The following is a 24,444-nucleotide window of genomic DNA, read 5'->3' as shown; positions in this document are numbered from 1 at the left end:
ATCTGAAAGTAGTCTGAAGTCGCTGAGAGTCAGCGGCGGTGGAAGCGAAATATCCGACATGAGTGTTTTAAGAGCATCTCCGGCCATAGAGTCTGGTCGGAGAGCCACTGGGACTAGGCGCGATGCACCCTAGTCCTTCACTCATGTGGAGGACAAATCATGGCCACACCCACAAAGAAAGCTCACGAACCTTGGAACAAGGGCAAACTGGTCGGCCAGAAAGCACCACTGAGACTTAGGGACATTTGGGCTATCAGAGTGCGGCTGGAAATCGCAAACAAGGATCGTGATCTGGCGCTGTTCAACCTCGCTATCGACAGCAAGCTACGAGCCTGTGATTTAACGAAGCTGCGCGTCAGAGACATCGCTCACGGTGATCATGTATCGACGCGTGCAATCGTCATGCAACAGAAGACCCAGCGGCCGGTGCAGTTCGAAATCACCGCTCAGACGAGAGCAGCAGTTGAAGCTTGGATCCTTGCCGCTCGCCGTCGCAACGACGATTTCCTTTTCCCGAGTCGTGCTCAACATTCAGCGCATATATCCACGAGGCAGTACGCCCGCATAGTGAAAGCTTGGGTAACGACAATCGGTCTCGACCCCACGCTGTACGGAACCCATACGCTTCGTCGAACCAAAGCCTCACTGATCTATCGCAGAACGAAGAACCTGCGGGCAGTTCAACTGCTGCTAGGCCATACGAAACTGGAGAGCACTGTTCGATACCTCGGGATTGAGGTGGACGACGCTCTAGAAATGGCGGAGCAGACCGAGGTTTGACCTTTTCCACTTTGGCGCCGGGTTTCGAGCCGGCGCCTCCTTGAGTCAGCTAGCGACCCATAGCGGACCTACCCAGGCCGTACGTCCAGGCTACGTTCTTCCCACCAGTCCCAAGCCTTGAGCCCTTGGCGGGCTATGCGGCCACCAAGGAAAGCGAGCGTGTCGCTGCCGATGGAATAGGATTTCCGGTTCACAATCCAGAAGTCGGTCAGCTCGGTCTTCTCTCCATTGAGAATATCCGCGATGGTCCGGCCATTGAGATGGCTCAGCGCCACACCATGTCCGAAGCAGCCACCGGAATAGATGACGCGTTCGTCGCCTATGAAGCTGATCTCGGGCACCATGTCCGCAGTGACTGACACCGGCCCGCCCCAACGGTAGGCGATGCGTAGGTTCTTGAGCTGTGGGTAGATCCACTTCAGGTGGGCCTCGCAGTGCTGCCAGCTCATGGGGGACGGCACTTCCTCCATAGGGGCTGAGCGGTAGACGATCGCGTCGCCGCCGCCGATGGCGATCCGCCCGTCCACGGTAGGGCGGAAGTAATGAAGCATCTGGCGGTTGTCGCCAAAGGATTCGCGTTTCTTCCAGCCGATGCTGTCCCATTGCTGCTCGCTGAGCGGCTCGGTGACGACCTGGTAGGTCCATAGGGGGAATTGCCGGGTTTGCAGGGAGCGGGTGTCGGGGATCTGCCTTGAGTAGGCATTGGTCGCCACCACGAGTTTGTCGCAGGTGATGATGCCCGCCGGAGTGTCGAGGGTGATCGCGGCGGCGTTCCTTTCGATCCGGGTCACGGGGGTCGCTTCGTGGATGCGCACTCCGGTTGACTCCGCCAGAACCTTGAGGGCGCGCACTTGCTTGCAGGGGTTGAGGTAGCCGGTGCCGGATTCGTAGATCGCACTGTGGAAACGTTCGGAATGAAAATCCTGGCGAACTTGCGCCGGATCGCGCCAGGTCATGTCGTCATCGATGCCCAATTCCTGGAACAGCTGGTAACTCTTCTTCAGGCGGTCCGCCTGCTGCTTCGAGTAGCTGATGCGGACCAGTCCGTTGTGGCGGTAATCGGCATCGAGGCCGTTCTCTTCGATCAGGCTGCGGGTGTAGGCAACGGCTTTTTCCAGGTACCGGTGGGCCTCGACCATTTTCTGCTTGCCCCAGCGTAGCAGCACCAGTTCAGGCTCCAGGCCGAACATCTTGGTGCTGAATCCCGCATTACGGCCGCTGGCGCCAAAGCCGATGACGTTGGCTTCGAGCACGACCACGCGGGCGTTGGGATTGTCCTTCTTGAACTGCCACGCGGTGTTCAGGCCGGTAAAGCCACCGCCGATGACCGCCACATCCACCTTGAGGTTTTCCTTCAGTGCAGGGTTAGGCGAGTAATGTCCGAAGTCGTGTTGCCAGAAGGATTTGCTGTCCGTTGCCGGGGTGCTGTTGATGGTCATGCTCTCAATCTCTTCTTGTCGGTCTGGTGATTGGGAAAGCAGTGCCGTACGAGGGCGGGCCGAAACATTCGACGGCCCAGGCCTACGGCAAGATGACCACGAGGGTAGGTGGCGGCGGGGCGGCTGGATTGTTAGCGCGTGCCAGCATTTGGGCCGCGCGCGCCAATCTTGCAGAGGGCGGAGATTAGGAACTCGGCCGGTTGCCGGTGCGGTATTGCTGCGGCGAGCGGCCGGTCCAGCGGCGGAACGCGCGGGTAAAGGAGCCGGACTCGGCATAGCCAACCAGCAGCGATATTTCGGTCATGGAGTAGTCCGAGTCCTTGATGTATGCCAGGGCCAATTCCCGGCGCACGTCCTCGACCAGCGTGGAGTATTCGATGCCATGGTCCTTGAGGCGCCGCTGCAGGGTGCGCCGGCTGAGGTTCAGCTGTTCGCAGATCTCGTCGAGGGATGGCGCGCCGCTGCTCATCTCTGCGGCGATCATGCGGGTCACCTGGGCAAGCAGTTCGTCGGAGACGGCGCGCTCGTCGCGTTCTCGTTCCAGGTAGGGTTCCAGCGCCATGTACAGCCGTTCGTTGCCGCGAACCACCGGCAGTTGCAGTGTCTCCAGCGGCAGGAGGATTCGGTTGGTGGGCTGGTTGAAGTAGAGCGGGCACCGGAAGACCTGCTTATGCACTGAGAGGTCGGTGGGGCGGTCGTGTTCGAAGTCCAGGCGGATGGGGCGCAAGGTGCTGCTGGTGATGAGGTTGAGCATCCGCAGGACGCATGTAACGGCGAATTCGGCATCCTGCCGGCGCTGGAGTATGGTGGGGATGGTGACACGATACTCCACGGCCAAGGCGTTGGCCTCGACCTTGAAGTCGAAGCTGGATTCCTGCGCGAAGACCACGATGAACTGGTGTAGGGTCTTCAGGGCCTTCTCGACGCTGGGCGCGCAAAAGAGCGCATGACCGAGAGCGCCGAAGTCGTCGCCTTCGGTCTGGATGCCGAGCTCGATGCCAATGCTCGGGTTGCGTTGCGCGGCGGCTTCCCAGAGCGCGACGTATTGCTCACCGGGTATCTCGATGTCGGCACGCTCAAGCACCCGACGATCGATTCCCAGCGGGTCCAGGTACGGCTCGAAGCTATCCCTGAATCGACGGAAGAAATTTTCGGACACCACCGTACGTACCAACTTCATGTGCACCGCCGCCTTCTTGTTCTTGTGGTTCTGCTGTCCATTCCTGAAATACCGCGGCCGAACGGGGTGATCGGCTGCGGTCGGTGGTCGCCCGGCACCCTCGCTTTGCTGAGAGGGCGCAAGGCCCGCCGGAGGCTTCCTCGCCACCTTACGATAATCGTTTCAAGGTGTGACTGGTAAGCCCGGCATCGGGAAAGAGGACGCCTGGAGTCGCCTCGGTTTCCCCGGCTTGGCATCAGATGCCAATGGTGCTGTCACCTGCTGGCAAGCCGCCGCTCACTGCTTTGACGAATGCTCCTGTTCAGTTATCCGGTCAACTCGCCAGCCACGCGCCGACAGTCGGTAGTGGGGCTGGGCGATACCCGGACGCCTGATGCCCGATCCCAGGAGAACAAGAACAAATGCTAGTCAGCCTGCGATGGCGGAGCGCTGCCGATCTGCGCGCCGCTCCTCTGTTATCTCCCGTTCCGGCCACGTCCGGCCCGCGACGCCTGCGTGGCCTGCTCTGTGGCCTCTGGCTTGCCGTCGTGGCCGTGCCGGCGCTGGCGCAATTCGTGCCGGAACAGGCCCGGGTGGAAACCCTGGCCGATCACCGGGGCCAGCACTGGTTCTGGATCTGGGGCAGCAACGCCCCGAACATGGTCGATGGCCGCGCCTACCTGTTCGCCGACGATGGGCGCAATCTTGGCCAGGTGAGCACCGGCATGTGGTCCAACGGACTAGTGCTATCGCACAAGCGAGACGAGTTTTACGCCAGCGAGATCTACTTCAGCCGTGGCGTGCGTGGCACCCGTTCGGACGTGGTCACTGTCTACGATTCGCGGACGCTCAGCCCCAAACGCGAGATTGCCATTCCAGCCAAGCGCATGACCGCGCTGATCTCCACCGGCCTGAGCGTGCTCTCGGATGATGAGCGCTTTCTCCTGGTGCTCAACTTCACGCCGGCGCAGTCCATTTCGGTGGTCGACCTGGAAAACTACCGCTTCGTTGGCGAAGTCGCCATTCCCGGTTGCGCATCCATCTATCCGGCCGGGCCACGAGACTTCTATTCCATCTGCGGCAACGGCGGTTTCTTCCACCTGCGCCTGGACGAGCAAGGCCAGGTGGCTTTGCAGGAGCGCACGGCGCCTGTCTTTGATCCGGTCAAGGACGCCTTGCTGACTACCGCATCGCGCCAGGGCGACATCTGGTATTTCGTGTCCCAGCACAACGATGCCTACGGGCTGCGCATGACAGCCGATGGCGTCGAGGCGAAGCAGCATTGGTCACTGCTCAGCGACTCCGAGCGCGCCGACGGCTGGGGCGTCGCCGGCAATCATGGCACCGCGTTGCACGAGCGCAGTGGCCGGCTGTTCGTCCTGATGCACAAGGACAAACCCGAGAACTACCAGAAGCCCGGTACCGAGGTCTGGGTGTTCGACACGCGTTCCCAGAAGCGCCTGGCGCGCATCGAGCTAAAGGAGCAGAGCACCGCCATCGGCGTAAGCCAGGGCGAGCAGCCGCGGCTTTACAGTCTCGACTGGATCGTGCCCATGCCCAGCCTGTTCACCGCCTGGATCTACCTGACCGAAGGGGACAAGGGACTGATGCCGCTGTTGCGCCAGGGAATCAATCTGTATGACGCCGATAGCGGCGAGCACCTGCGCGGAATTGGTGACATACCCCTGGGCTTCCTCAATGCGGTGGCGCCATGGTGATCGACGAACCTGTTCTGCACTTTGCCAGCGCCGCCGGCCTCGCTTTGCTGCTGGGTAGTGCTGGCGTGCACAAGCTGCGCCACTGGCGGGAATTCTCGGTGATCTTCGGTGATTACAACGCCGCCTTGGGCAGCCTGCTTCCCGCGTGGGTTGCCGGTCTGGTGCCGTTACTGGAGTTACTGGCCGCCGGTGCCGTGCTCACCAGCCCCTGGCAACCCGATGCTGCACTGCCCGCTGTTTACCTACTGGGGCTATATGCCGCCTTGCTGGCCATCGTGGCGCAGCGTGGCTCCTCCATCGCTGACTGCGGTTGCCACTTCGGCGGGCGTCCCCAGCCTCCGGGCAGGGCACTGGTTCTGCGCAATCTGCTGTTGGCGATTCCGGCGCTGAACCTGCTGTCGCCCATGGGGGGACGGTCTCTGACCTGGTTCGACGGCGTCACCCTGATCTTCGTCCTGGCCGGCAGCGTGGCTCTCTATGTGCTGGCCCACTCGCTAATTTCCAATCGTGCTGTCGTGGGAGAACCGTGATGGACATGACCTACGCATTAATCGTCTCCAGCAGCTTTTCCTGGCTGCTTAATCTTGCCCTGATCCTCGCTGTGCTCGCCCTGGCGCGGCAGGTGGGGTTGCTGCATGAACGCATCCGACCGGTGGGCGCCCTGTCCCTCGGCAAAGCCATCAAGGCAGGCGAAGCGGCGCCGTCGTTTACCTTGCCAAGCCTCACCGGCGGCTCGGTCAGCCTTGGCGGGCGCGACGGGCTCGGGCGGTCAACCTTGCTGTTCTTCCTCTCGGACACTTGTCCGGTCTGCAAGACACTCCTGCCAGTGCTGAAGTCCATTGCACAACAAGAGCGCTCGCGCCTACGGGTGGTATTGGCAAGCGATGGCGAGGCGGTCGCGCATCAGGCATTCATCTCGGCCCAGCGCCTGGAGGAGTTTCCTTACCTTCTGTCGCGGGAGGTGGGCCTGGCCTACCAGATAAGCAAGCTGCCTTACGGCGTGCTGATCGACGCCGCCGGCATTGTGGTCACCCATGGCCTGATCAATACCCGCGAGCACCTGGAGAGCCTGTTCGAGGCTCAAGAGCTTGGCGTTGCCTCGATCCAGGCATACGAGGCCGCGCAGCGCGCCGCCGAACAACCTCTCTATAAGCAGGTGCACTGAGCATGGCAATCCGTTGGTTTGATGAGGCCGCCGAACTACTGACTCGCAAAGTCGCTCGTGGCACTTCACGGCGCGGTTTCCTTGGCGGGCTGGGTACGCTGCTGGCGGGCGCCGGCGCTACCACGCTGCTGCCGGTGTTTCGCAGCAGCGCCTTCGCCCAGAGCGCCCCTGCCCAGGGCGGTTCGGCAGCCCTGGTGGAAAGTGGTGATCCGAGCAGTTGCGACTACTGGCGCTACTGCGCCATCGACGGCTTCCTCTGTAGTTGCTGCGGCGGCACGGTGAACAGTTGCCCGCCGGGGACGGTGCGCTCTGACATCACCTGGATCGGCACCTGCCGCAATCCGTCCGATGGCAAGGATTACGTGATCTCCTACAACGACTGCTGCGGCAAGAGCAATTGCGGGCGCTGTGTGTGCCAGCGCGACGAGGGCGACCGCCCGCTGTACCGTCCGCAGAGCTCCAACGACCTGAACTGGTGCTCCGGCAGCCAGGCCGACATGCCGTATCACTGCTCGCTGTCGGTGGTGATCGGGGTGAAGGAGTAGCCCATGGCCGCTCGCGCCTCGCTGCTGATCGGCCTTGTCGCGCTGCTGTTGGGGGCACCGGACCTGTCGGCTACCGAGCAGCGGCAACTGGACTACATGCTCAACTGCCAGGGCTGCCATCTTCCTGATGGCAGCGGCAACCAGCTGCGCCAGGTGCCGGCCTTTCCGGGACAGCTCGGCAAGTTCCTCGGCGTGCCGGGTGGGCGCGAATACCTGGTGCAGGTGCCGGGCTCTGCGCTCTCTGGGCTGTCCGATGATGCACTAGCCGGCGTCCTCAACTGGATGTTGGAGCGCTTCAGCCCACAGCAACTGCCCACCGATTTCAAACCCTACAGCGGTGCGGAGCTGCACGAGTGGCGGCAGCACGTCCCGGCCGATGTCGCGCAGGTTCGCCGCGACCTGATCGAACGCATCGCGCAACAAGCGCAACAGACACGCAAAGGAAACTGATCATGAAGCCATGCATCTCAGTCGGCCTGCTCCTGCTGGCCGTCACCTTCCACCTGCGCGCCGAAACCGTGACCGGTAGCGAAACCTGCGTGGCCTGCCACGGCAACCAGGGGCAGGGTAACGCGGCCCTCGGCGCGCCGCGCCTGGCGGGCCAGCAGCCCGATTACCTGCTGCGGCAGCTGCAAGCGTTCAAGCACGGCCAGCGCGGCTACGACCCAGAGGACGGCCACGGCGCCCAGATGCGGACCGTGGTAGCCGGCCTGGACGATGCCGAACTCAAGTCCCTTGCGCAGCACTTTGCGCAACAGCCGCCGCCTGCGCCGAGTGCCGCCGCCAGCGGAAGCGTCGCTGACGCGCGGGGTGAAAGCCTCTACCAGGGCACCTGCGCCGCCTGTCACGGGCCAAACGCGGAGGGTTTCGCCCACTTGAAAACCCCAAACCTGAGCATCCTCGATGCCAGCTATCTCGACCGCCAGCTCACCCACTACACGCAGGGCATGCGCGGCGCGGAGGCGCATGCGGATGAGCTGGGTATCTGGATGCGTGGCATTGCCCTGCAGATCCGCAGTACCGAGGACCGCCTGGCAATCATCGATTACCTCGCCGGTCTTTCGGCCCAGGCGCCCGTGGGCGCGCAGCACTAGATATCGATTGGCACGAGATGCCAACCCACCTGTCATCTGCTGGCAATTCCAGGCGCAGCGCTCCCTATAGCTTTGCTTACAGGCGGCCGCGGTGGTTGCGACCGTGCTCCCACAACCACCGCGGCTCGCCTGGACAAGAACGCCAGGAAGAGGAACGGCAGTTACCGTCAGGTGGGCTCCGCGCACTGCGCAATCGCAACGATCGGACCTGCACGCGAGCTACGCCTTTCCTTCAGGCCCGGGTTTCCCTGACCCGGTCCCTCTGAGTCATTTCGAACTGCTTCCCGATAACCACAAAAAGCTCCACCAGGAGAAGTTCATGAGATACCTCCCCCTTTCGCTGTTGGGTGGTGCGCTGTTTGCGCTCCTTGCTACTGGCCCTGCCCATGCCGCCACCGCGGCTGACCTGGGTAACACATTGACTGCGGTGGGTGCTGAGAAGGCGGGCAACGCCGACGGCAGTATTCCCGCCTGGAGCGGTGGCCTGATCCAGGCGCCGGCCGGCTGGACACCCGGCCACGGCGATCCGTTCGCCAGCGATAAGCCGCTGTACAGCATCGACGCGGGCAACCTGGGCAAGTACCAGTCGCTGTTGCCGGAGGGGCAGGCGGCGTTGATCAAGACCTATCCAGGCTACCGTCTGGATGTGTACCCGACCCACCGCAGCTGTGCGATTCCGGCGGAAGTGGCCGAGCGCACCAAGGCCTTCGCCGGGCAGGCCAGCGTCGGAAGCGATGGCTGGTCGCTGCAGCAGGCGGCCGGCGCCACGGTGCCGTTCCCCGTGCCCAAGAGCGGCGTGGAGGTGATGTGGAACTACAAGCTGCGCTATATGGCAAAAGGACGCAGGGCGCAGATTTCTGTACTGCTTCGCGAGCAAAATGGAACACTCAGCGAGGTGAAACAGTGGGCTTACGAGTGGTATCCCTACAACGACGCGGCGGTTCGTGATCCTTCAGATGTCGAGGGTGTGGAAGCCAAGCAGCTCTACGAGGTGCTTTCGCCTTCGTCCCGCGCCGGCGAGATGTACTTGGTGCACTCCTTCCTGAGCAAGGTGCAGGGCTCCTGGATCTACTTCCCCGGCCAGCGCCGCGTGCGACTGGCCCCGTCCTTCGCCTACGACAACCCAATCGCAGGCTCTGACAACCTCTACTTCGTTGACCAGATCAACATGTTCACTGGTGCCCTTGACCGCTACGACTTCAAGCTGGTCGGCAAGAAGGAAATGGTGGTGCCGTACAACTCCTTCAAGCTGGTCGACAAGTCCAACAAGTACGAGGACCTGATCGGCAAGGACTATCTGAACCGCGACGTGCAGCGCTACGAGAAGCATCGCGTGTGGGTGGTTGAGGCGACCGTAAAGGCGGACAAGCGCCACTCGTTCGCCAAGCGCACCTTCTACTTCGACGAGGACAGCTGGAACCTGCTGCACGTGGATATGTACGACGCCAAGGGCAACCTCTGGCGCGTGCAGGAAGGTAGCCAGTGGGCCGACCCCGAAATCCAGTCTTGCACCAGCTCAGAGTATGTCAGCTACGACCTGATTGCCCGGCGCTACATCGCCGACGGCTTTACCCAGGAAGGCCAGGTGCTCGACTACACCGCCGGCCTGCAGGGGCGGGTCAACGACAAGATGTTCAACTCCAACGAACTGCGCCGTCGCGGCGAGCGTTGATCGGACGGAGGGCAGGACATGCAGAGCAATCACAAACGCGGCGCCCCGGTGCTTACAGGCAAATCCTTTTCGCGCCGCAAACTGGCGCTGGCCGTGGCCATCGCCTCCGGTCTGGGCTGGGCGCCATCGAGCTTCGCTTTCATCTTCGGCAACGAGGATGGGATCTCGGGCAGCTTCGATTCCACCCTGACCTACGGCTTCGCCCAACGCCTGGAGTCACCCGACTGCCATCAGCTGGGCAGTGACAACGGCGGCTGTAACACCGGTAGCAACACCGAGCTCGGCCGTTACTACAACACGACTCGCGGCAACGGCTACGCCAATGCCGATATCAACTACAGCAACGCAGATGACGGCGACCTGAACTACGCCAAACACGACGTGTTCTCCAGCGTCATCAAGGGCACCCATGAGTTGAGCCTGAAGTTCGGCGACGGCTGGAGCGCGCTCGGACGCGTCGCCTGGGCCAAGGACTTCAAGATGGACGACACCCGTCGCACGGAACTGGACGACCAGGCCGAGCGCGACGCCACCGAGCGCTTCGACCTGCTCGACCTGTGGGTAGCGAAGAGCTTCGACCTGGGCGAAATGCCTGCCAAGGTGAAGGTGGGCAACCAGGTCATCAGCTGGGGTGCAGAGATCTTCGTGCCCGGCGGCATCAACCAGATCAACGCCCTCAGTCTGCCGAAGTACCACACGCCAGGTACCCAGCTCAAGGAAGTGTTCATCCCAGCACCGATGGCCTCCTTCAATGTCGGCCTCACCGATACCGTCAGCCTGGAGGGCTATTACCAGTTCAAGTGGAATGCCTACGCCCTGGACCCGGTGGGCACCTACTTTTCCACCACTGATGTGGCGGGCGAAGGGAGGCAGGCGATCTACTACTCGACGAACTATGTCGAGGGCCTTCTGCCGGGGATCTGCACTACGACGCCCACGGGGCATTGTGGCGATCCGCTGAATACCGGCGTAAGCCACAATGATCTGGTTGCCGCTGGGCTTGCCGTCCCCTATGCGGGCGAGCAGGAGGCGAAGAACAGCGGCCAGTATGGCGTCGCGGTGCGCTGGAACGCCGAGAGCATCGGCACAGAGTTCGGCTTCTTCTACCAGCGCTACCACGACAAGGTGCCTTTCGTGGGTTACACCGCGCTGAGCGACCCGAACAACCTGGTGGTGGACAACTACTTCATCAACTACGGCGAGGACAAGGATCTGTATGGCCTGTCCATGAGCACGATGGTTGGTCCCGTGGCAGTCGCCGGCGAGTTGTCCTATCGCCCCGAAGACAGTGTCGGCATCGATCCGACCGTGCCCTTCGGCCAAGGGCTGACCGGGCGATATAACAAGTACAGCGTGTTTGATACCGGCACCAGCAAGGGCTTCGTCAACGAGCGCAAGTGGCAGGCCGACCTGAACGCCATCTATAACTTCTCGGGCAACGATCCCCTGGGCTTCCTTCCGGAGGCACTCGGCGCCTCGGATGCTTTCCTGCTTGCCGAGGCGGTGGTGACCCATTACCCGGGGCTGGATACCTCAGGAAAGGTGCCCTACGCCATGCCGGACTATTCGCTGCCGGATCGAACTTCCTGGGGCTACGTTACTGAGCTGGGGGTCAACTATCCCAACCTGTTCGGAAGTGGCGTGACGGTCACGCCGCAGCTGGACTTCAGCCATGACGTCAACGGAACAACGCCCAATGCCATGCCGTTCGTGGAGGGGCGCAAGTCGCTGAGCACCTCGCTGCTGTTCAACTACCGCGATCGCTGGAAGGGCGGCTTGCAGTGGGTGCAGTACTGGGGCGGCGGTGACAACAACCTCATGGCCGACCGCGACTTCATCAGCGGCAATCTCTCCTACTCGTTCTAATCCAGCCCTGGTTCGTTGGCGGTGGGTCCGCTTTCGCGCGACCCGCCGCCCGCGACCCTGCAGTATCGAGGCATTCCATGTTGGCTTTTCTGGTGTCGGCGCTCGAGCGCCTGTTCTTCCGCTACCGGCTCGCGACGCTGGGCCTTTTGGCCGCGATCACCCTGGTCATGGCGGCTTTCGCCTCGCGGCTGGAAATGTCGGCCGGCTTCGACAAACAGCTGCCGCAGCAGCACGCGTTCATCAAGACCTTCAACCAGTACCGCGACGTACTGTTTGGCGCCAACCGCATCATCGTCGTCCTGCACGCCCGGCACGGCGACATCTGGAACAAGCAGGCAATGACCCGCCTGTACGATCTGACCCAGACGCTGTTCTTCATGCCCGGCGTTGACCGGCGCAGCGTGACCTCGCTGTGGACGCCCAACACCCGTGCCGTGCAGATCACTGAGGAAGGCATGAAGGCCGAGGATGTAGTCGGCGGCGATGTCACCGTGGGCACGCTGGACGACCGGGCGATTTCCGGTATCCGCGAGCGCGCCATCGTTGGCGGCTTCATTGGCAGTCTGGTGGCCAACGATCATTCTGGCGCCATGGTGGTGGCCGAGCTGGCGGACCCGGCCCCGCAGACTGGCAAACCGCTCAACTACCTCGAGTTCAGCCAGCGTCTGGAGAAGGAAGTTCGAGCTCAGTACTCCAACGCTGACTACGACGTACAGATCATCGGCTTCGCCAAGCAGATGGGCGACATCGGCGCGGGCGCCAAGAGCGTGGTGGAGTTCTTCGGCCTGGCCTTTGTGCTCACCGTGCTGGCGGTCTACTGGTACACCCGATCCTGGAAGCTGACCTTCCTGCCGCTGTTCTGCTCGCTGGTATCGGTGGTCTGGCAGTTCGGCACCATCACGCTGCTGGGCTATGGGCTCGATCCGCTGGCGATCCTGGTGCCGTTCCTGGTGTTCGCCATCGGCGTGTCCCACGGTGTGCAGCAGGTCAATTTCATCTCCAAGGAAGTCTGCGCTGGAGCCGATGGCATGACGGCGGCCCGACGCAGCTTCAGCGGCTTGTTCATCCCCGGCACGCTGGCGCTGATCACCGCTTTAGTCGGCTTCGCCACCCTGGTCCTGGTGCCGATCCCGATGATCTATGAGCTGGCCATTACCGCGTCGGTGGGCGTGGCCTACAAAATCGTGACTAACCTGATCATGTTGCCGGTGCTGGCGAGTTTCTTCCGTTTCGACACGGGCTACATGGCACGCATCGAGCGGTTGCGTGCGGGGCGGGACAGCCTGATGGTCCGCCTCGGGCGCATCGCTGAGCCACGTAACGCAGCTATCGGCACCCTGATCGGCGTGGCGCTGATGGCGCTGGCGGTTTGGCAGAGCCATGGCCGGCATGTCGGCCATGTGTTGCCGGGTGCGCCGGAACTGCACGCGGACTCGCGCTACAACCAGGATGTGCAGAGCGTGGTCAGCCACTTCGCGCTGGGCCTGGACCTGTTCACCGTGGCGGTGGAGACGCCGGCGGGTGGCTGCTACCGCAACGACGTGATGACCTATGTCGACCGTCTCACATGGTACCTCGGCAACGTGCCGGGCGTGCTCTCGGCACAGTCCCTGCCGGCGCTGACCAAGCTGTCGGCCTCCGGGGTGAACGAGGGCAATCCGAAGTGGGCCGCCTTGCCGCAGGACGAGCTGTCCTTGGGGGAAGCCGTGCGCCAGGTGCCTGAGGCCCTGCGGCTGTACAACGCCGATTGCACGCTGTTGCCGGTCAACCTTTACCTGGCCGACCACAAGGCCAGCACCTTGAAGCGGGTGGTGCAGGCCGTGGAGCAGTACCGCGCCGGGCACACCATGCCGGGCGTGACCGTACGCCTCGCCAGCGGCAATGCCGGCGTGCAGGCGGCCACCAACGAGGTGGTGGAGTCGTCTGAGCTGCCGATGATGCTCTACGTCTACCTGACGATCCTGCTGCTGGTGTTCCTCGTCTACCGCGACTGGCGGGCGATGATCGCCTGCTGCGCGCCGCTGACCCTGGCCACCTTCCTCGGCTACTGGTTCATGAAGGAACTGGACATCGGCCTGACCGTGGCGACGTTGCCGGTCATGGTGCTCGCGGTGGGCATCGGCGTGGATTACGCCTTCTACATCTATAACCGCCTGCAGATGCACCTGGCGCAGGGCCGCGACATCGTCAGCGCCTTCCAGTTGGCTCTGCGCGAGGTCGGCGTGGCCACGGTGTTCACCGCGCTGACGCTCTCCGTCGGTGTCGCCACCTGGTCCTTCTCCGCGTTGAAATTCCAGGCCGACATGGGGCTGCTGCTCACCTTCATGTTCATGGCCAACATGCTCATGGCCATCACCTTGCTGCCGGCTCTGGCGGTGGTGCTGGAAACCCTGATTCCGCGTCGGGGGCCGGTTCGCGCTCCGCTGATCGCGCATTGAAAGAGGAGCGCATCCGATGATCCCGATTCGATTCGCACACCTGGCCGGCGTCGCCTTGGCCCTGGTGATCTCCTGCAGCCTTCGCGCCGCCGAAACCGAGGTGCCTGCCATCGCGCTGGGCAGCGCCGAGCACGCGCCGCTGGTGGCGGCCGCTCAGGCTCGGCAACGGCTGGTGGCCGTGGGCGACCACGGCGTGATCGTGCTGTCCGACGACGGTGCGACCTGGCGCCAGGCCCGCAGCGTTCCGGTGGATGGACTGCTGACCGCGCTGAGCTTCGTCGACGAGCGACAAGGCTGGGCGGTCGGCCATGGCGGCGTGGTGCTGCACACCGAGGACGGTGGCGAAACCTGGGCCTTGCTGCCGCCGTTGGAGGACCGGCCAGTGCTCCTCTCGGTGTGGTTCGAAAATGCTCGGCACGGCGTGGTGGTTGGGGCATACGGCTATGCCGCGCAGACGCAGGACGGCGGCAAGAGCTGGCAACGTGTGACGGTCTCGGCCGAGGGCGATGACTTCCACCTGAATCACCTCTTCGCCGGCCGCAATGGCGATCTGTTCATCGCGGCGGAGGCGGGGCATGCCTATCGCTCCGCCGACCATGGAGAAACCTGGCAGGCGCTGGAGACCGGCGCAAGCGGCTCGCTGTGGAGCGGCACCGGGCTCCGCGATGGACGGCTGCTGATGGTCGGCATGAGCGGCCGGGTGCTGCTGGGCGATCGCCTCGGCGAGCGCTGGCAGACGCTCGACAGCGGCAGCCACGAGGCGATTACGGCGGTCACCCAACTGGCCGATGGCCGCGTCGCCCTGGTGGGCAACGGCGGGCTGCTGGCCCTTTCCGACAATCGCCTGGAGCGCTTTACCGCCGCGCAAAGAGAGGATCGCCTGAACCTCTCGGCATTGGCCCCGCGTGCCGATGGCCACCTGGTCCTGTTCGGTCCGGCCGGCGTCATCAACCAATGAGTCACCGATTGCGATGACGGGTGCGGTCATCGCAATCCGAGCACCTGTTTCAATCGCGAAAATCTGGAAGAAGTTATGAATGTCTTGATTGTGCATGCCCACAACGAACCGGGCTCATTCACCACCGCCATGAAGAACCTGGCGGTGGTCATCCTGAGCGAGCAGGGGCATGAAGTGAGGGTCTCCGACCTCTACGCCCAACGATTCAACCCGGTGGCCAGCGCCGCGGACTTCGGCAGCCGCGACAACGAGGAGTATCTGGTTTATGCGCTGGAACAGCGCCATAACCTGAAGAACGGAACGCTCGCCCAGGACATCAGCACTGAACTGGAAAAGCTTCAGTGGGCCGACCTGATCATTTTCAGCTTCCCAATTTACTGGTTCGGCATGCCCGCCATCCTGAAGGGCTGGATCGACCGTGTGTTCGTCTCCGGTCTTTGCTACGGCGGCCGGAGGATCTATGACCAGGGTGGCCTGAAGGGCAAGAAGGCCATGCTCGCGTTCACCCTCGGCGGGCAGTCCCACATGTTCGGTAAGGGTGCCGTGCACGGCGAGATCGAGACGCTGCTGCGGCCGATCCACCAGGGAATGCTGGCCTACGTCGGTCTTGAAGTGCTTCCGCCCTTCATCGCCTACCACGTCCCTTACATCAGTGAGACCGAGCGCTGGGACTACCTGAACAGCTACTGCGAGCACCTGCTGACGCTGGAGGAGCGTGCACCTCTGGTATTTCCCAAGCTCGCTGACTTCGACGGGAACTTGCGTCCGCGCGCCGGCTCCGCGTCCCCCGAAAGCCTGCCGTAGTTCATTGCCATTGATGTTGGAGTCGCCATGCCGTCCAAAAAATTTCTCAAGGGTTTCAAACATGAACTGGCCAATCGCGCCTTTGCGCTGATGACTGTCAGGCGCATGGCGGGCCGCCTGGAAGGCGATCCGTGGTTCTCGTTCTGGAAGACCTATTGGGACCTGGAAGTCCTCAATGCCCGACGCTACGAAGCCGCCGCCCTGATCTGGGGGTTGGACCCCGCTCCGGGCTTCGCCACGAAGCTCAAGGCGTGGCTGGTTTCTTCCGTGCCGCGCTGCCTGATGGTGGTGCTGGTGAAATTCGTCCTCAAGGAAACCGTCGCCTATGCAGAGTGGCTGCGCGACCTCTGCTCGGAGGGGCCGTCCGGCGCTTCGGCATTCCTGGACTACATGGTGGAACAGGAAGACCTGCAGATCGAGCTGATGCGGATGGCCCTGGCCGGCCGGCACCGAGAGATCGCCGGGTACGCAGAGGACTTCTTCCTGAAATACGGCCACACGATCCCCAAGGTGGGATTTGGTGCAAGCCCGGCCGCTGCCGGGAATTAAGGGGGCTCGTCCGGAGCTTTCCAGAGTCAGTTACACGTCGAGGTAAAAATGAGCCAAGGTCCGATCCGCATGGCGGATGAGCTGTATCACGATCTGATGTCTTCCGAGGCCATCCGCGAGGTTCGCCGGGAGGTGCGTGCTTTCGCCGACGAATTCGTCGCTCCCCGGGCTTATGAGATCGCCCACAGGGACGAGAGCGTCGAGAGCTTTCCACGAGACGTGTTCGACGCGATGGCCCGTCAGGGCATCTTCCGTATTCCCTTCGAGCAGCGTGACGGCGGGCGTGGCCTTGAGCACCGAGTACTCGCCACCGCCACGACTTGCGAGGAGCTCGCCTACCACAGCAACTCGATTGCAGCGGTATTTGATGTGCACTGCATTCTTGCCGGGCGCACCCTGGAAAGAGGCAGTGACTTCATCCGCGAACGTTATCTGAAGGCGGTCATTAGCGGCGAGAAGATCGGCGCCTTCGCCACCACGGAACCCCTGGCGAGTACCGACCTGTCGCCCAGCGCGGTGGCCACCATTGCCCGTCGCGATGGCGAGAGCTACATCATCAATGGTCACAAGCGTTTCATCACCAACTCGCCGGTTGCCGATTTCATAGTGGTGCTGTGCCGAAGCGAAGACGACGGAATGGTGGAGCTGGCCGTCGAAACCGACCAGCCCGGCGTCCGTATTGGCAAGCCAGACCGGAAGATGGGCAATCGCGGGCAGCTCACAGCCGACGTGCATTTCGATAATGTCGAGGTGCCCATCGAACGTCGAATCGGCGAGCGTAACCAGGGGCTGCGCGTGGCCTTGTCCACCCTGACCTATGGGCGTATCGGTATCGCTGCCACCGGCGTTGGCATGGCTCAAGCGGCCTTCGACCACTCGGTCGGACACCTGCGTAGCCGGGAGGCGTTCGGTAAGAAGCTTGGTGCTTTCCAGCACTGGCAGTTCCGCATGGCGGAGCGCGCGACTCAGATCGAGAACGCGCGAAACCTCTACATCAAGGCCGCTTTGCGCATGGACCTTGGCGTCGAGTTTCCCGAGCCCGAGGCAGCCATGGCCAAGTTCTACGCAACCGAGGCCGCAGGTGACATGGCGCGTGACGGCGTGCAGATCTTTGGCGGCTACGGCTTCCTGCGCGAACTGTCCGAGGACGGCAGTCATTACAAGGTCGAGGAAATCTACCGGGACAACAAGATCAGCGAGATCTACGAGGGCACTAACGAGATTCAGAGGATGGTCATAGCCCGGCAGATCTTCGGTAAATCGTTGGTTGGCTGACGAAATTCAACGGAGCACCCCGACTCAGGTCGGGGGCTCCTTGGTCTTTGCTACATACCCTTCTTGAAGCCCGCTAATTGCCGGTAGTTGCCGCCTGGCGAGAGGCCGCTACCGACCCAAAGCGGGCATTCGCCGGACTCCTCCATAAGGATCTGCAACGGAATCCCTTCATTTCAAAGCTCATCGTAGGCCCTGACTAGATTTGCGGAGGAGTTTAGAAGCCGCAAGAAGGGGAGCTTTAGAAGAATTTCTAACGAAGGAAAACGGGAATTTGGTGGAGCCGGGGGGAGATGTGGCCTAACCCCTATGAGCCCCAAAAACCCTAGAGTTTTCAGCGCAGTTAGCCGATCACTTGGACTTGGTAGACATCGTGCCGTTGGCCAAAAGTCTAAGCTTCGCTAGGGTTTTGTAAAGCGATTTCCGGTGTATCCAATCCCCCCTGTGCCTGGGTGTCTGATGATCGCGTAGGTCGTGGGTTCAGATCCCCTCAAAGAATTTGAACCAAGCATTGGGGTATCCGAGGCCATTGTGTGAGCTGCTTCCGGCTAGTAGCCGCTTCTGAGCGGAAGCTCATAAGATGGGCAGATCACTTATTGGCTTCAGAGTTATTTTTCCAGACTAGAGCACGCCAACCTTCACCAGCTTCGCTCCTTAACTGTTCATGCTTGCTCATACGGCTTACATGCTCTGAATTCGAAAACCTGTAAGGAATTTCATCCGACAAAAAGCTCACTTTACATAAACACTCTCGCGATGCTCTCTCTCGAAGGCGGCCAGCAGAGGTGCCACTCCACACTTCTGATAGGGTGGAATTATTACAAGATCCAATTAAGTTCTCGGGGCCGGCAGAGTAGTAGCAGGGGTATACATTTAAAGCGGAGTCTATATACAGTCTGGTGTAGGCGCAGCAGCAGCCTTCAACATAGTCAAAAAGCCCGCCTCGCCTGTCTGTTTGGATTCTTTTAAAAGGCAGCATAACATATATCTCTCCGCCGGGAGGATACTTGGCATTAACGTGCTCAATGAACCTGTTGAACTTCTCCCAAAATGGCTTCGCTCTGTTAGCAGAAGAAATTTCGCCCTTTGATCTTGGTACTCTTGGAAAGAAAGAGAATCTTCTAACGCTGTCGGAGTAAGAGTCTAAGATGCTATAGGCGGCGTCAATGTTGTCCTCGGTCAGTACGCAGGATATATTGACCAGCTGCCCCAATGAAAGGCAGTTATGAATCGCCGTTTTAGCCTGCGCGCCACCAGACCCGCGATGTATGTTGTTCACTTCCACATCAACGGCATCCAAACTTATCGAAAACATCGCATTGGGGGCAGCATCATGCATGCGCTTGGCAAATGAAATATTAGCCAAGCGTATGCCATTTGTGTTCATGGTAATAGAAGGAATGTTTTGGGAGGCACATCTCATGATATCCACTATGCCAGGGTGGATTGTAGGCTCCCCCCCTGAAACTAACAGAGAGAAAACGCCAAGCTCCCCCATATTCTTGATAAGCGATACCGCCTTTTCCGTTGCGATCTCCGCCCCCATGAGTGGTGCTGCCGAGCAGTATGTGCAATCCAGTTGACACTTGCCTGTGACATCTAGCTCCACATCTAAGGGTGCAGACATGGTTAGACAGATATCATGACTCCCCATGATGCCCCCTAAAGTAAATTAAATTCCTTTACCAATCGCTCAAATTCATCCAGTTCGCTGACAGAAATCGCGCCTAAGTTAGTCCTTATGTCCTTAAGGGACTCCCCAGTCTTTAATCTGCGAAATAGCTCCGTTGCAACATGATCAAGTTGATAGACAGAGGCCGACGGGCCATGTACTAGAAACGCCCCCCACTCCTCTTTTCTTAAACCTATGTGGGATAGATGCTCGCACCCATCTGCCTCCCCCATTAATTTCTTAATTGGTAGTGAGGGGTTCATGTCTGGCTTGGGCATTCCATGAATCCATCCTGTAGCAGCCATGCCATCTTCCAGCAAAAAGGAATGATCGTGTGAAAGCTTGTTCAAAAATAGATTTATTCTCATGATTTCTCCAGCACAGATATTGGATTTGCCTCAAAACAGCGCTCATGAAAAGTTCGCCTATCTATCCAGCGACTTACTACGCCATATATGCAATAAGCATCCTTGCCGCCTTTGCTCTGCTCCTCGCAGAGATCCAGCAACTCTTGTGTTGGTTCTCGTTTATTTAGTTGGCCAACAAAGCTGTTTGCCGAATAGATCCTCTCAAGGATCGTTTTCGGGGTATCAGTGGAAATATTCCCTATAACCCTATCGTGAGGGAAGTCATGCAGCATAATGGACAGATCTGGCATAATCCTGATTTCAGCATAAGGCTCCATGGCGCACTTTGTTGATAGTCTGTTAAGGTTTTTTATTCGAAATTCCCACTCGGCTTCTGAGAAGATATCCGTAGATGTCATGATGCCCAAGTTTTGAAATTGCCTTACAGTTTCGATCTCTGGGATGTCGTGAATAATAGAACGACCATTCCCCAGTCCGCCTGGAACAGAAACATATAGCTCTTGACTCAGAGAAAGTACATCATCGTTGCTCAGTAGAGATTTGAGGCTCAACTGGTTCGATTTGCGAAGCATTAAATTCCAACTGACACCGACTCCGGAATTAATCGCACTCTGGGCGAAGTCAAAAATACGCTGATATGCACCAGGTCGCCTTACAAAAGAATCGTGTTCATTTTGATTGCCGTGCAATGTCAGCCATACTTTTTTTACTCCGCTATTTGCCAGTCTATATGCAGTTTCCTTTGAGTCGTCTCCTCGTGCCCAGCCATGAGTTGGTAGTAGCTCAATTGCCCCCTTCAGTCTGAGCCGTGAAAGCTCTTCAATGAAGGAGAATTTCTCGCCATAATCCAATAAATCTTTATACAAGTATACAGTTAAGGGTTCTTTAGATATTTCTTTAAAGAATGAAATACATGAAAATACATCCTCTAGCGACATTTGTTTCTTTGTCACTGAGAAGTTGCCTGCATAGCAGTGTTGGCACGACAGCCAGCAATTCACAGCCTGGATTTCAAGAACGACGCTCCCGAGGGCTCTGGGGGTAGAAGTCAATAGCTCAGAGCGAATAGCCATCGTCTGCCGCCTTAGCTCTAGCCAAATGATACGCAGCACTTGGATCTAGGTTATTAACTGTGTGGCCATCAGCTTTGATGGAGGCGCGCAGTAGTATGTCCCTTATTTCTGAAGGCCTAAGTGCCGGATTGATCTGGCGGATTGATGCAACTACGCCGGCAACTCTTGCTCCTGATGCGGATGTGCCAGAAACTTCACATATAGAGCCACCTAAGTCTAAAGCCCTAACATTTTGGCCATTAAAATATAGAGTTACACCGCTTCCATAGTTAGAGCCTCTTGACGTTTCATTACATACTAATCGCCCGCCAAGATTGTCTGTTGCCCCTACGCAAATCACATTTTCCATTGACTCAGAAAGACGTCCAGGATATCGAGCTAGAGGGATATTGTCATTGTGTGCAATCGTAACCAGGATGCAGTCTCTCTCACGGGCCATATCAATGGCGCGAATTAGCTCGCCAGAGGCTCCCCATGTTCCTGAAGTCAACAAGATAACTCCGCTAAGTCCCATCGAGTCAAAGTGGCTCAGTGAGTAAGATATAGCTTCGGCCCAGTTTCTTTGGATGTTTCTTCCGCCTGTGCCAAGCACCCTATTTACTAACACATTGCATGTCGTATTTTCGCCTTTCAAGCCTGAGCGATCCGCAGCCAATATCGATAGAACGCCTGTTCCATGTCCCTCAATATCAATAGGCGGAGTATCTGGTTCAACCCAGTTACGCCCAACTGTCAACCATTCATAACCGTGAGCTGATCTATATATAAGCTCAGGCCTAAAGCCAGTATCGAGTATTGATACACATGTATGCCTAGCGCTTCTTCTATCGACTAATAAGGCACTTGAGGAAGGTTCCATGGCCCCTCGCGCGTTTTGAATATTTTGTTGAAGCTATCAGGATACTTTACAAATAGACGTCTACCAGAACCTGTCAAATAGTCAGGCAATACCTTTTTGGAATAAATGCGCATGGCTACCTATGTGCGCAGGTAGAGAGCCTCAGGATCGTAGTCAGTTTGCGGCGAGCGGAGGGCTCCATCATGGCTGCTCGCGATTAGGGGGAAGTTCCGTACTGAGCACACAGTTGCGTATGGGATAAAGCGAAAGCTCGGCAAGGGCAAGAGCTTGGGGTCTCCCATTCTTTAAGGTTCGCGTGCAGGTGGCTGCAGATCGACTGGAGCAACACGATCTCCAGCGTAATGCTTATCTCGCTGGTGAGTTTGCGCGGAAGCGGGCGATGATGAGTATGGAGATTATTTGCTCTGGTCGGAGCGGATATAGGTTCATCTGTCCAATATGCTACGGAGTCCGCTTCGCTTAGACCCTGAGTGGGGTGTCTGCTATTGGCCGGTAGCTGCCCCTGCTGAGAGGCGGCTACCGGTCCAAAGCAAGCACCTCAGAAGTCGGCTTTCAGGGTGACGGCGTAGTTGCGTGGGTCGCCGTACTGGTTACTCGCGTTCAGCCAGCCGATGGAGGAGTAGTACTTCTTGTCGAACAGGTTGTTGCCGTTCAGGGCGACGCTGAAGTTTTTGTTGATCTGGTAGCCCAGGCGCGCGTTCCAGATGGCGTAGCCGGACTGCTTGATATCGCCTACGCCACCGGTGCCACCGAAGTTGGTGTTGTAGTTTTCGCTCTGGATGCTGGCGCCCGCGCCGACGGTCCACTGGCTCAGTGCTCCCGGCAGGTTGTAGTCACCCCAGAAGCGCAGGAGATGGCGCGGCGTGTAGCTGTTGAAGGTGGAGCCGGAAGATGAGGTGCCGTCGCCCGGATCGTTGAGGAACTTGGTCGAGGTATAGGTGTACCCGGCGAACAGCTGTAGGCCCCTGAGCACTTCGCCGCTGATCTCCGCGTCAAAGCCCTCGGCGCGAACCTTGCCGCTGGCCACGTAGCAGTTGTCCTCGCCGTTCTGCCCGCACTCTGAGGCGTAGTCGTACTGCGCACGGTTCTCCTGGTCCACACGGAAGATCGCGAAGCTGGTGTTCACGCGGCCCTCCATCAGCTCGCCTTTCAGGCCGATCTCGTAATTCGAACCCTCAATCGGCTTGAGCGAGGCGCTATCCTGCGTCAGCTCGGTCTGCGGCTTGAAGATGTCGGTGTAGCTGACATAGGCCGACCACTGGTTGTTCAGCTCGTAGATGAGGCCGCCGTAGGGGGTGAACTCGCCGGTTTCCTTCGAATGCGCCGGGGTGGGCGAGGAGGTGGTGAAGCGGGTGAGCTCGTAGTCGTACTGGTAGTTGCTGGTGCGCCCGCCCAGAACCAGGGTCAGCGGCTCGACCAGCTTGTAGCGCACCACGCCGTAGAGGCCGTTCTGGCGGATATGACCCTTGGAGGTGCCGGCATAGGTGGTGCTGAGCATCTCTTCTTCGGTTGGTTCGCGCGGGGATACCGGGTCGTAGATGTTGATCGGCCCGAGGTTGAGCAGTCCGCCTTGCAGGTCGTCGGTCTTCAGGTCGCTGGCGTTGGCGCCGACCACCACCTGGTGCTCCAGGTCGAAGGCGCGCCACTTGCCGGCGAGGTTGATGTCAGCGCCCTTGTTGATGTTTTCGAAGTCGTACAGGTAGGCGCGTGACTGCATGCCGTCACCGCTGGCTGGGTCGACCGCCCCCCGGCCGAAGCTGTAGAGGATGTCGTTGGTCTCGCGGATGTAGCTACCCGAGGCATTCAGGCGCCAGTCATCGTTGAAGTCATGGGTGACGTCGGCGAAGTAGGTCGTCTGCTTGTTGTTCCATTTGTTCCAGTCGGCGCCGGTGAAGGTGGAGCGGCCCGCGTGCACCGCGCTGCCATCCTTGTTGCGCGGCAGGCCGCCGAAGGACGGTGTCGAGTGCAGGTCTTCCACGCTGGCGCCGGCGGCTACCCTGGTATCGTCGGTCAGGTCGTATTCGAGAATCCCGTAGAGCACGTTCTTGCGGCTTTCCGCCGTGTCATAGAAGTATTCCCGATCCTCGTGGGCGGCCACCAGGCGACCACGCAGCTTGCCGTCGGCAGTGAGCGGAGAACTGGCATCGATGCTCTGCCGGTAGGTGTCCCAGGAGCCGGCGCTGGCGGTGAGGGACAGCGACGGCTCGGCCTTCGGACGTTTGCGCACGAGGTTGATGGCCGCGCCGGGGTTGCCGCTGCCCTGCAGCAGGCCGTTGGCACCGCGCAGCACTTCGACGCGGTCGTACAGCAACGTATCGGAGGTGAAGCTGCTGCCGATGGCGTAGTAGCGGCGATCGAGCGGAACGCCGTCGTACTGGATGGTCTCCACCTCGAAGCCGCGCGAGTAAATGTACTTACCGCCGGACGGACTCTGATAGGTGGTGATGCCGGTGGATTTCTCCAGCACCTGGTCCAGGGTGTCGAGGCGCTGGTCGTCCATCGCCTTGCGCGTAATGACGGTAACCGATTGCGGGATGTCCCTCAGTCGCTGGGTGGACTTGCCGATCGTGGCTTCGTTCGAGGTGTAGGAGCCGGAGCCCTCCGTCGTCGCTCCCAGGCCCTGACCGGTAACAACCGTGTCGCTCATCTCCAGGGCTGTCGGGATTTCCTCCAGCACGTAGCTGCCACCCTGATCGATTGCCCGCAGGCCGGTGCCGGCGAGGAGGGCGGCGAACCCGGCCTCCCTGGAATAGCTGCCATGCAGGCCGTCCGAGTGCCGGTTGGCAGTCTTGCTGGCGTCGAACGAAAGCGCTGCCCCGGCCTCGCTGGCGAAGTGGCTGAGCACTTCGGTCAGTGAGCCGGCGGCAATGTCGTACTGCCGGACGCTTTGCACCGCACCGGTCGGTACCGGTTCTGCGGCCTGGATGGCGGATACGCCCCCAACGGCGAGGCTGAAGAGGGCGGCCTGCACCTGGATGGCGAGCCGATGGCGAACGAACGGATACAACATGGT

21 protein-coding genes are annotated in these 24,444 nt (G+C 60.1%); 14 read left to right on the top strand and 7 right to left on the bottom strand.

The window, feature by feature from the left end:
- Positions 1-159: 159 nt before the first annotated feature.
- Positions 160-780, top strand: a complete 621-nt coding sequence (locus PNI01S_RS00835) for a tyrosine-type recombinase/integrase (RefSeq protein ID WP_084357234.1) — start codon at positions 160-162, stop codon at positions 778-780.
- 68 nt (positions 781-848) lie between these two features.
- Here the strand turns inward: PNI01S_RS00835 and PNI01S_RS00830 are convergent, their stop codons facing one another.
- Positions 849-2,219 carry an NAD(P)/FAD-dependent oxidoreductase gene (locus PNI01S_RS00830; protein WP_084357233.1) on the bottom strand — a complete coding sequence of 457 codons (1,371 nt, stop codon included), beginning with the start codon at positions 2,217-2,219 and terminating at the stop codon, positions 849-851.
- Positions 2,220-2,403: 184 nt separating this feature from the next.
- Complete coding sequence (gene qhpR / locus PNI01S_RS00825; RefSeq protein WP_084357232.1) at positions 2,404-3,399, bottom strand: AraC-like transcriptional regulator QhpR; 996 nt, start codon at positions 3,397-3,399, stop codon at positions 2,404-2,406.
- 401 nt (positions 3,400-3,800) lie between these two features.
- Here qhpR and PNI01S_RS00820 point away from each other — a divergent pair, with 401 nt between their 5' ends.
- The 13 genes from PNI01S_RS00820 to PNI01S_RS00760 all read left to right on the top strand — a co-directional run bounded on the left by PNI01S_RS00820 (position 3,801) and on the right by PNI01S_RS00760 (position 17,462).
- Positions 3,801-5,096 (top strand): amine dehydrogenase large subunit, encoded by a 1,296-nt coding sequence (locus tag PNI01S_RS00820; protein ID WP_084357231.1) that lies wholly within the window; start codon positions 3,801-3,803, stop codon positions 5,094-5,096.
- On the top strand, positions 5,090-5,626 hold the full coding sequence (locus tag PNI01S_RS00815; RefSeq protein WP_084357230.1) for a MauE/DoxX family redox-associated membrane protein: 537 nt from the start codon (positions 5,090-5,092) through the stop codon (positions 5,624-5,626). The genes PNI01S_RS00820 and PNI01S_RS00815 overlap by 7 nt, the downstream gene beginning before the upstream one ends.
- Complete coding sequence (gene mauD, locus PNI01S_RS00810) at positions 5,626-6,261, top strand: methylamine dehydrogenase accessory protein MauD (RefSeq protein ID WP_089285707.1); 636 nt, start codon at positions 5,626-5,628, stop codon at positions 6,259-6,261. The genes PNI01S_RS00815 and mauD overlap by 1 nt, the downstream gene beginning before the upstream one ends.
- Before the next feature lie 8 nt (positions 6,262-6,269).
- Positions 6,270-6,806 (top strand): methylamine dehydrogenase light chain, encoded by a 537-nt coding sequence (locus tag PNI01S_RS00805; protein ID WP_420852380.1) that lies wholly within the window; start codon positions 6,270-6,272, stop codon positions 6,804-6,806.
- A 3-nt stretch (positions 6,807-6,809) separates the two neighbouring features.
- Complete coding sequence (locus PNI01S_RS00800) at positions 6,810-7,256, top strand: hypothetical protein (protein WP_084357228.1); 447 nt, start codon at positions 6,810-6,812, stop codon at positions 7,254-7,256.
- Positions 7,257-7,258: 2 nt separating this feature from the next.
- Positions 7,259-7,900, top strand: coding sequence for a c-type cytochrome (locus PNI01S_RS00795; RefSeq protein ID WP_084357227.1), 642 nt, complete (start codon positions 7,259-7,261; stop codon positions 7,898-7,900).
- A 319-nt stretch (positions 7,901-8,219) separates the two neighbouring features.
- The gene (locus PNI01S_RS00790) at positions 8,220-9,572 is read left to right on the top strand and encodes a DUF1329 domain-containing protein (protein WP_084357226.1); all 1,353 of its coding nucleotides are present in this window, start codon (positions 8,220-8,222) and stop codon (positions 9,570-9,572) included.
- Positions 9,573-9,590: 18 nt separating this feature from the next.
- A complete protein-coding gene (locus PNI01S_RS00785; protein WP_084357225.1) occupies positions 9,591-11,438 on the top strand; it encodes a DUF1302 domain-containing protein in 1,848 nt (615 codons plus the stop codon).
- A 77-nt stretch (positions 11,439-11,515) separates the two neighbouring features.
- A complete protein-coding gene (locus tag PNI01S_RS00780; protein ID WP_084357224.1) occupies positions 11,516-13,876 on the top strand; it encodes an efflux RND transporter permease subunit in 2,361 nt (786 codons plus the stop codon).
- Positions 13,877-13,892: 16 nt separating this feature from the next.
- Positions 13,893-14,834, top strand: a complete 942-nt coding sequence (locus tag PNI01S_RS00775) for a YCF48-related protein (protein WP_084357223.1) — start codon at positions 13,893-13,895, stop codon at positions 14,832-14,834.
- 75 nt (positions 14,835-14,909) lie between these two features.
- Positions 14,910-15,638 (top strand): NAD(P)H-dependent oxidoreductase, encoded by a 729-nt coding sequence (locus tag PNI01S_RS00770; protein WP_084357222.1) that lies wholly within the window; start codon positions 14,910-14,912, stop codon positions 15,636-15,638.
- 27 nt (positions 15,639-15,665) lie between these two features.
- Positions 15,666-16,187: a hypothetical protein gene (locus PNI01S_RS00765; protein WP_084357221.1), complete on the top strand. Its 522-nt coding sequence runs from the start codon at positions 15,666-15,668 to the stop codon at positions 16,185-16,187.
- Positions 16,188-16,235: 48 nt separating this feature from the next.
- The gene (locus PNI01S_RS00760; protein ID WP_084357220.1) at positions 16,236-17,462 is read left to right on the top strand and encodes an acyl-CoA dehydrogenase family protein; all 1,227 of its coding nucleotides are present in this window, start codon (positions 16,236-16,238) and stop codon (positions 17,460-17,462) included.
- A 586-nt stretch (positions 17,463-18,048) separates the two neighbouring features.
- Here PNI01S_RS00760 and PNI01S_RS00755 read toward each other — a convergent pair.
- The 5 genes from PNI01S_RS00755 to PNI01S_RS00745 all read right to left on the bottom strand — a co-directional run bounded on the left by PNI01S_RS00755 (position 18,049) and on the right by PNI01S_RS00745 (position 24,441).
- Positions 18,049-19,086 carry a radical SAM protein gene (locus tag PNI01S_RS00755; protein ID WP_159457338.1) on the bottom strand — a complete coding sequence of 346 codons (1,038 nt, stop codon included), beginning with the start codon at positions 19,084-19,086 and terminating at the stop codon, positions 18,049-18,051.
- 35 nt (positions 19,087-19,121) lie between these two features.
- Positions 19,122-19,499, bottom strand: a complete 378-nt coding sequence (locus PNI01S_RS28260; RefSeq protein ID WP_143514241.1) for a hypothetical protein — start codon at positions 19,497-19,499, stop codon at positions 19,122-19,124.
- Entirely contained in the window at positions 19,496-20,452 is a 957-nt protein-coding gene (locus tag PNI01S_RS28255; RefSeq protein ID WP_143514240.1) for a hypothetical protein, read from the bottom strand. Before PNI01S_RS28255 ends, PNI01S_RS28260 begins: the two co-directional genes overlap by 4 nt.
- Positions 20,453-20,555: 103 nt before the next feature.
- Entirely contained in the window at positions 20,556-21,431 is an 876-nt protein-coding gene (locus PNI01S_RS00750; protein ID WP_084357218.1) for a S8 family peptidase, read from the bottom strand.
- 538 nt (positions 21,432-21,969) lie between these two features.
- Positions 21,970-24,441, bottom strand: coding sequence for a TonB-dependent siderophore receptor (locus PNI01S_RS00745; RefSeq protein ID WP_084357217.1), 2,472 nt, complete (start codon positions 24,439-24,441; stop codon positions 21,970-21,972).
- Positions 24,442-24,444: the final 3 nt, after the last annotated feature.

The sequence above is a fragment of the Pseudomonas nitroreducens NBRC 12694 genome (assembly GCF_002091755.1).
Classification (GTDB): Bacteria; Pseudomonadota; Gammaproteobacteria; order Pseudomonadales; family Pseudomonadaceae; genus Pseudomonas; species Pseudomonas nitroreducens.
The sequence above is the reverse complement of the archived record's forward strand: the minus strand, read 5'-3'. Positions and strand labels throughout refer to the sequence as shown.

Bases quoted from the DNA above. Each gene is read 5' to 3' on its own strand.
- PNI01S_RS00785 (WP_084357225.1), top strand. From the start codon at position 9,591: ATGCAGAGCAATCACAAACGCGGCGCCCCGGTGCTTACAGGCAAATCC.
- PNI01S_RS00830 (WP_084357233.1), bottom strand. From the start codon at position 2,219: ATGACCATCAACAGCACCCCGGCAACGGACAGCAAATCCTTCTGGCAA.
- PNI01S_RS00765 (WP_084357221.1), top strand. From the start codon at position 15,666: ATGCCGTCCAAAAAATTTCTCAAGGGTTTCAAACATGAACTGGCCAAT.
- PNI01S_RS00750 (WP_084357218.1), bottom strand. From the start codon at position 21,431: ATGGAACCTTCCTCAAGTGCCTTATTAGTCGATAGAAGAAGCGCTAGG.
- PNI01S_RS00770 (WP_084357222.1), top strand. From the start codon at position 14,910: ATGAATGTCTTGATTGTGCATGCCCACAACGAACCGGGCTCATTCACC.
- PNI01S_RS00775 (WP_084357223.1), top strand. From the start codon at position 13,893: ATGATCCCGATTCGATTCGCACACCTGGCCGGCGTCGCCTTGGCCCTG.
- qhpR (WP_084357232.1), bottom strand. From the start codon at position 3,399: ATGAAGTTGGTACGTACGGTGGTGTCCGAAAATTTCTTCCGTCGATTC.
- PNI01S_RS00760 (WP_084357220.1), top strand. From the start codon at position 16,236: ATGAGCCAAGGTCCGATCCGCATGGCGGATGAGCTGTATCACGATCTG.
- PNI01S_RS00820 (WP_084357231.1), top strand. From the start codon at position 3,801: ATGCTAGTCAGCCTGCGATGGCGGAGCGCTGCCGATCTGCGCGCCGCT.
- PNI01S_RS00780 (WP_084357224.1), top strand. From the start codon at position 11,516: ATGTTGGCTTTTCTGGTGTCGGCGCTCGAGCGCCTGTTCTTCCGCTAC.
- PNI01S_RS00795 (WP_084357227.1), top strand. From the start codon at position 7,259: ATGAAGCCATGCATCTCAGTCGGCCTGCTCCTGCTGGCCGTCACCTTC.
- PNI01S_RS00790 (WP_084357226.1), top strand. From the start codon at position 8,220: ATGAGATACCTCCCCCTTTCGCTGTTGGGTGGTGCGCTGTTTGCGCTC.
- PNI01S_RS00755 (WP_159457338.1), bottom strand. From the start codon at position 19,086: ATGTCTGCACCCTTAGATGTGGAGCTAGATGTCACAGGCAAGTGTCAA.
- PNI01S_RS00815 (WP_084357230.1), top strand. From the start codon at position 5,090: ATGGTGATCGACGAACCTGTTCTGCACTTTGCCAGCGCCGCCGGCCTC.
- PNI01S_RS28260 (WP_143514241.1), bottom strand. From the start codon at position 19,499: ATGAGAATAAATCTATTTTTGAACAAGCTTTCACACGATCATTCCTTT.
- mauD (WP_089285707.1), top strand. From the start codon at position 5,626: ATGGACATGACCTACGCATTAATCGTCTCCAGCAGCTTTTCCTGGCTG.
- PNI01S_RS00800 (WP_084357228.1), top strand. From the start codon at position 6,810: ATGGCCGCTCGCGCCTCGCTGCTGATCGGCCTTGTCGCGCTGCTGTTG.
- PNI01S_RS00745 (WP_084357217.1), bottom strand. From the start codon at position 24,441: ATGTTGTATCCGTTCGTTCGCCATCGGCTCGCCATCCAGGTGCAGGCC.
- PNI01S_RS00835 (WP_084357234.1), top strand. From the start codon at position 160: ATGGCCACACCCACAAAGAAAGCTCACGAACCTTGGAACAAGGGCAAA.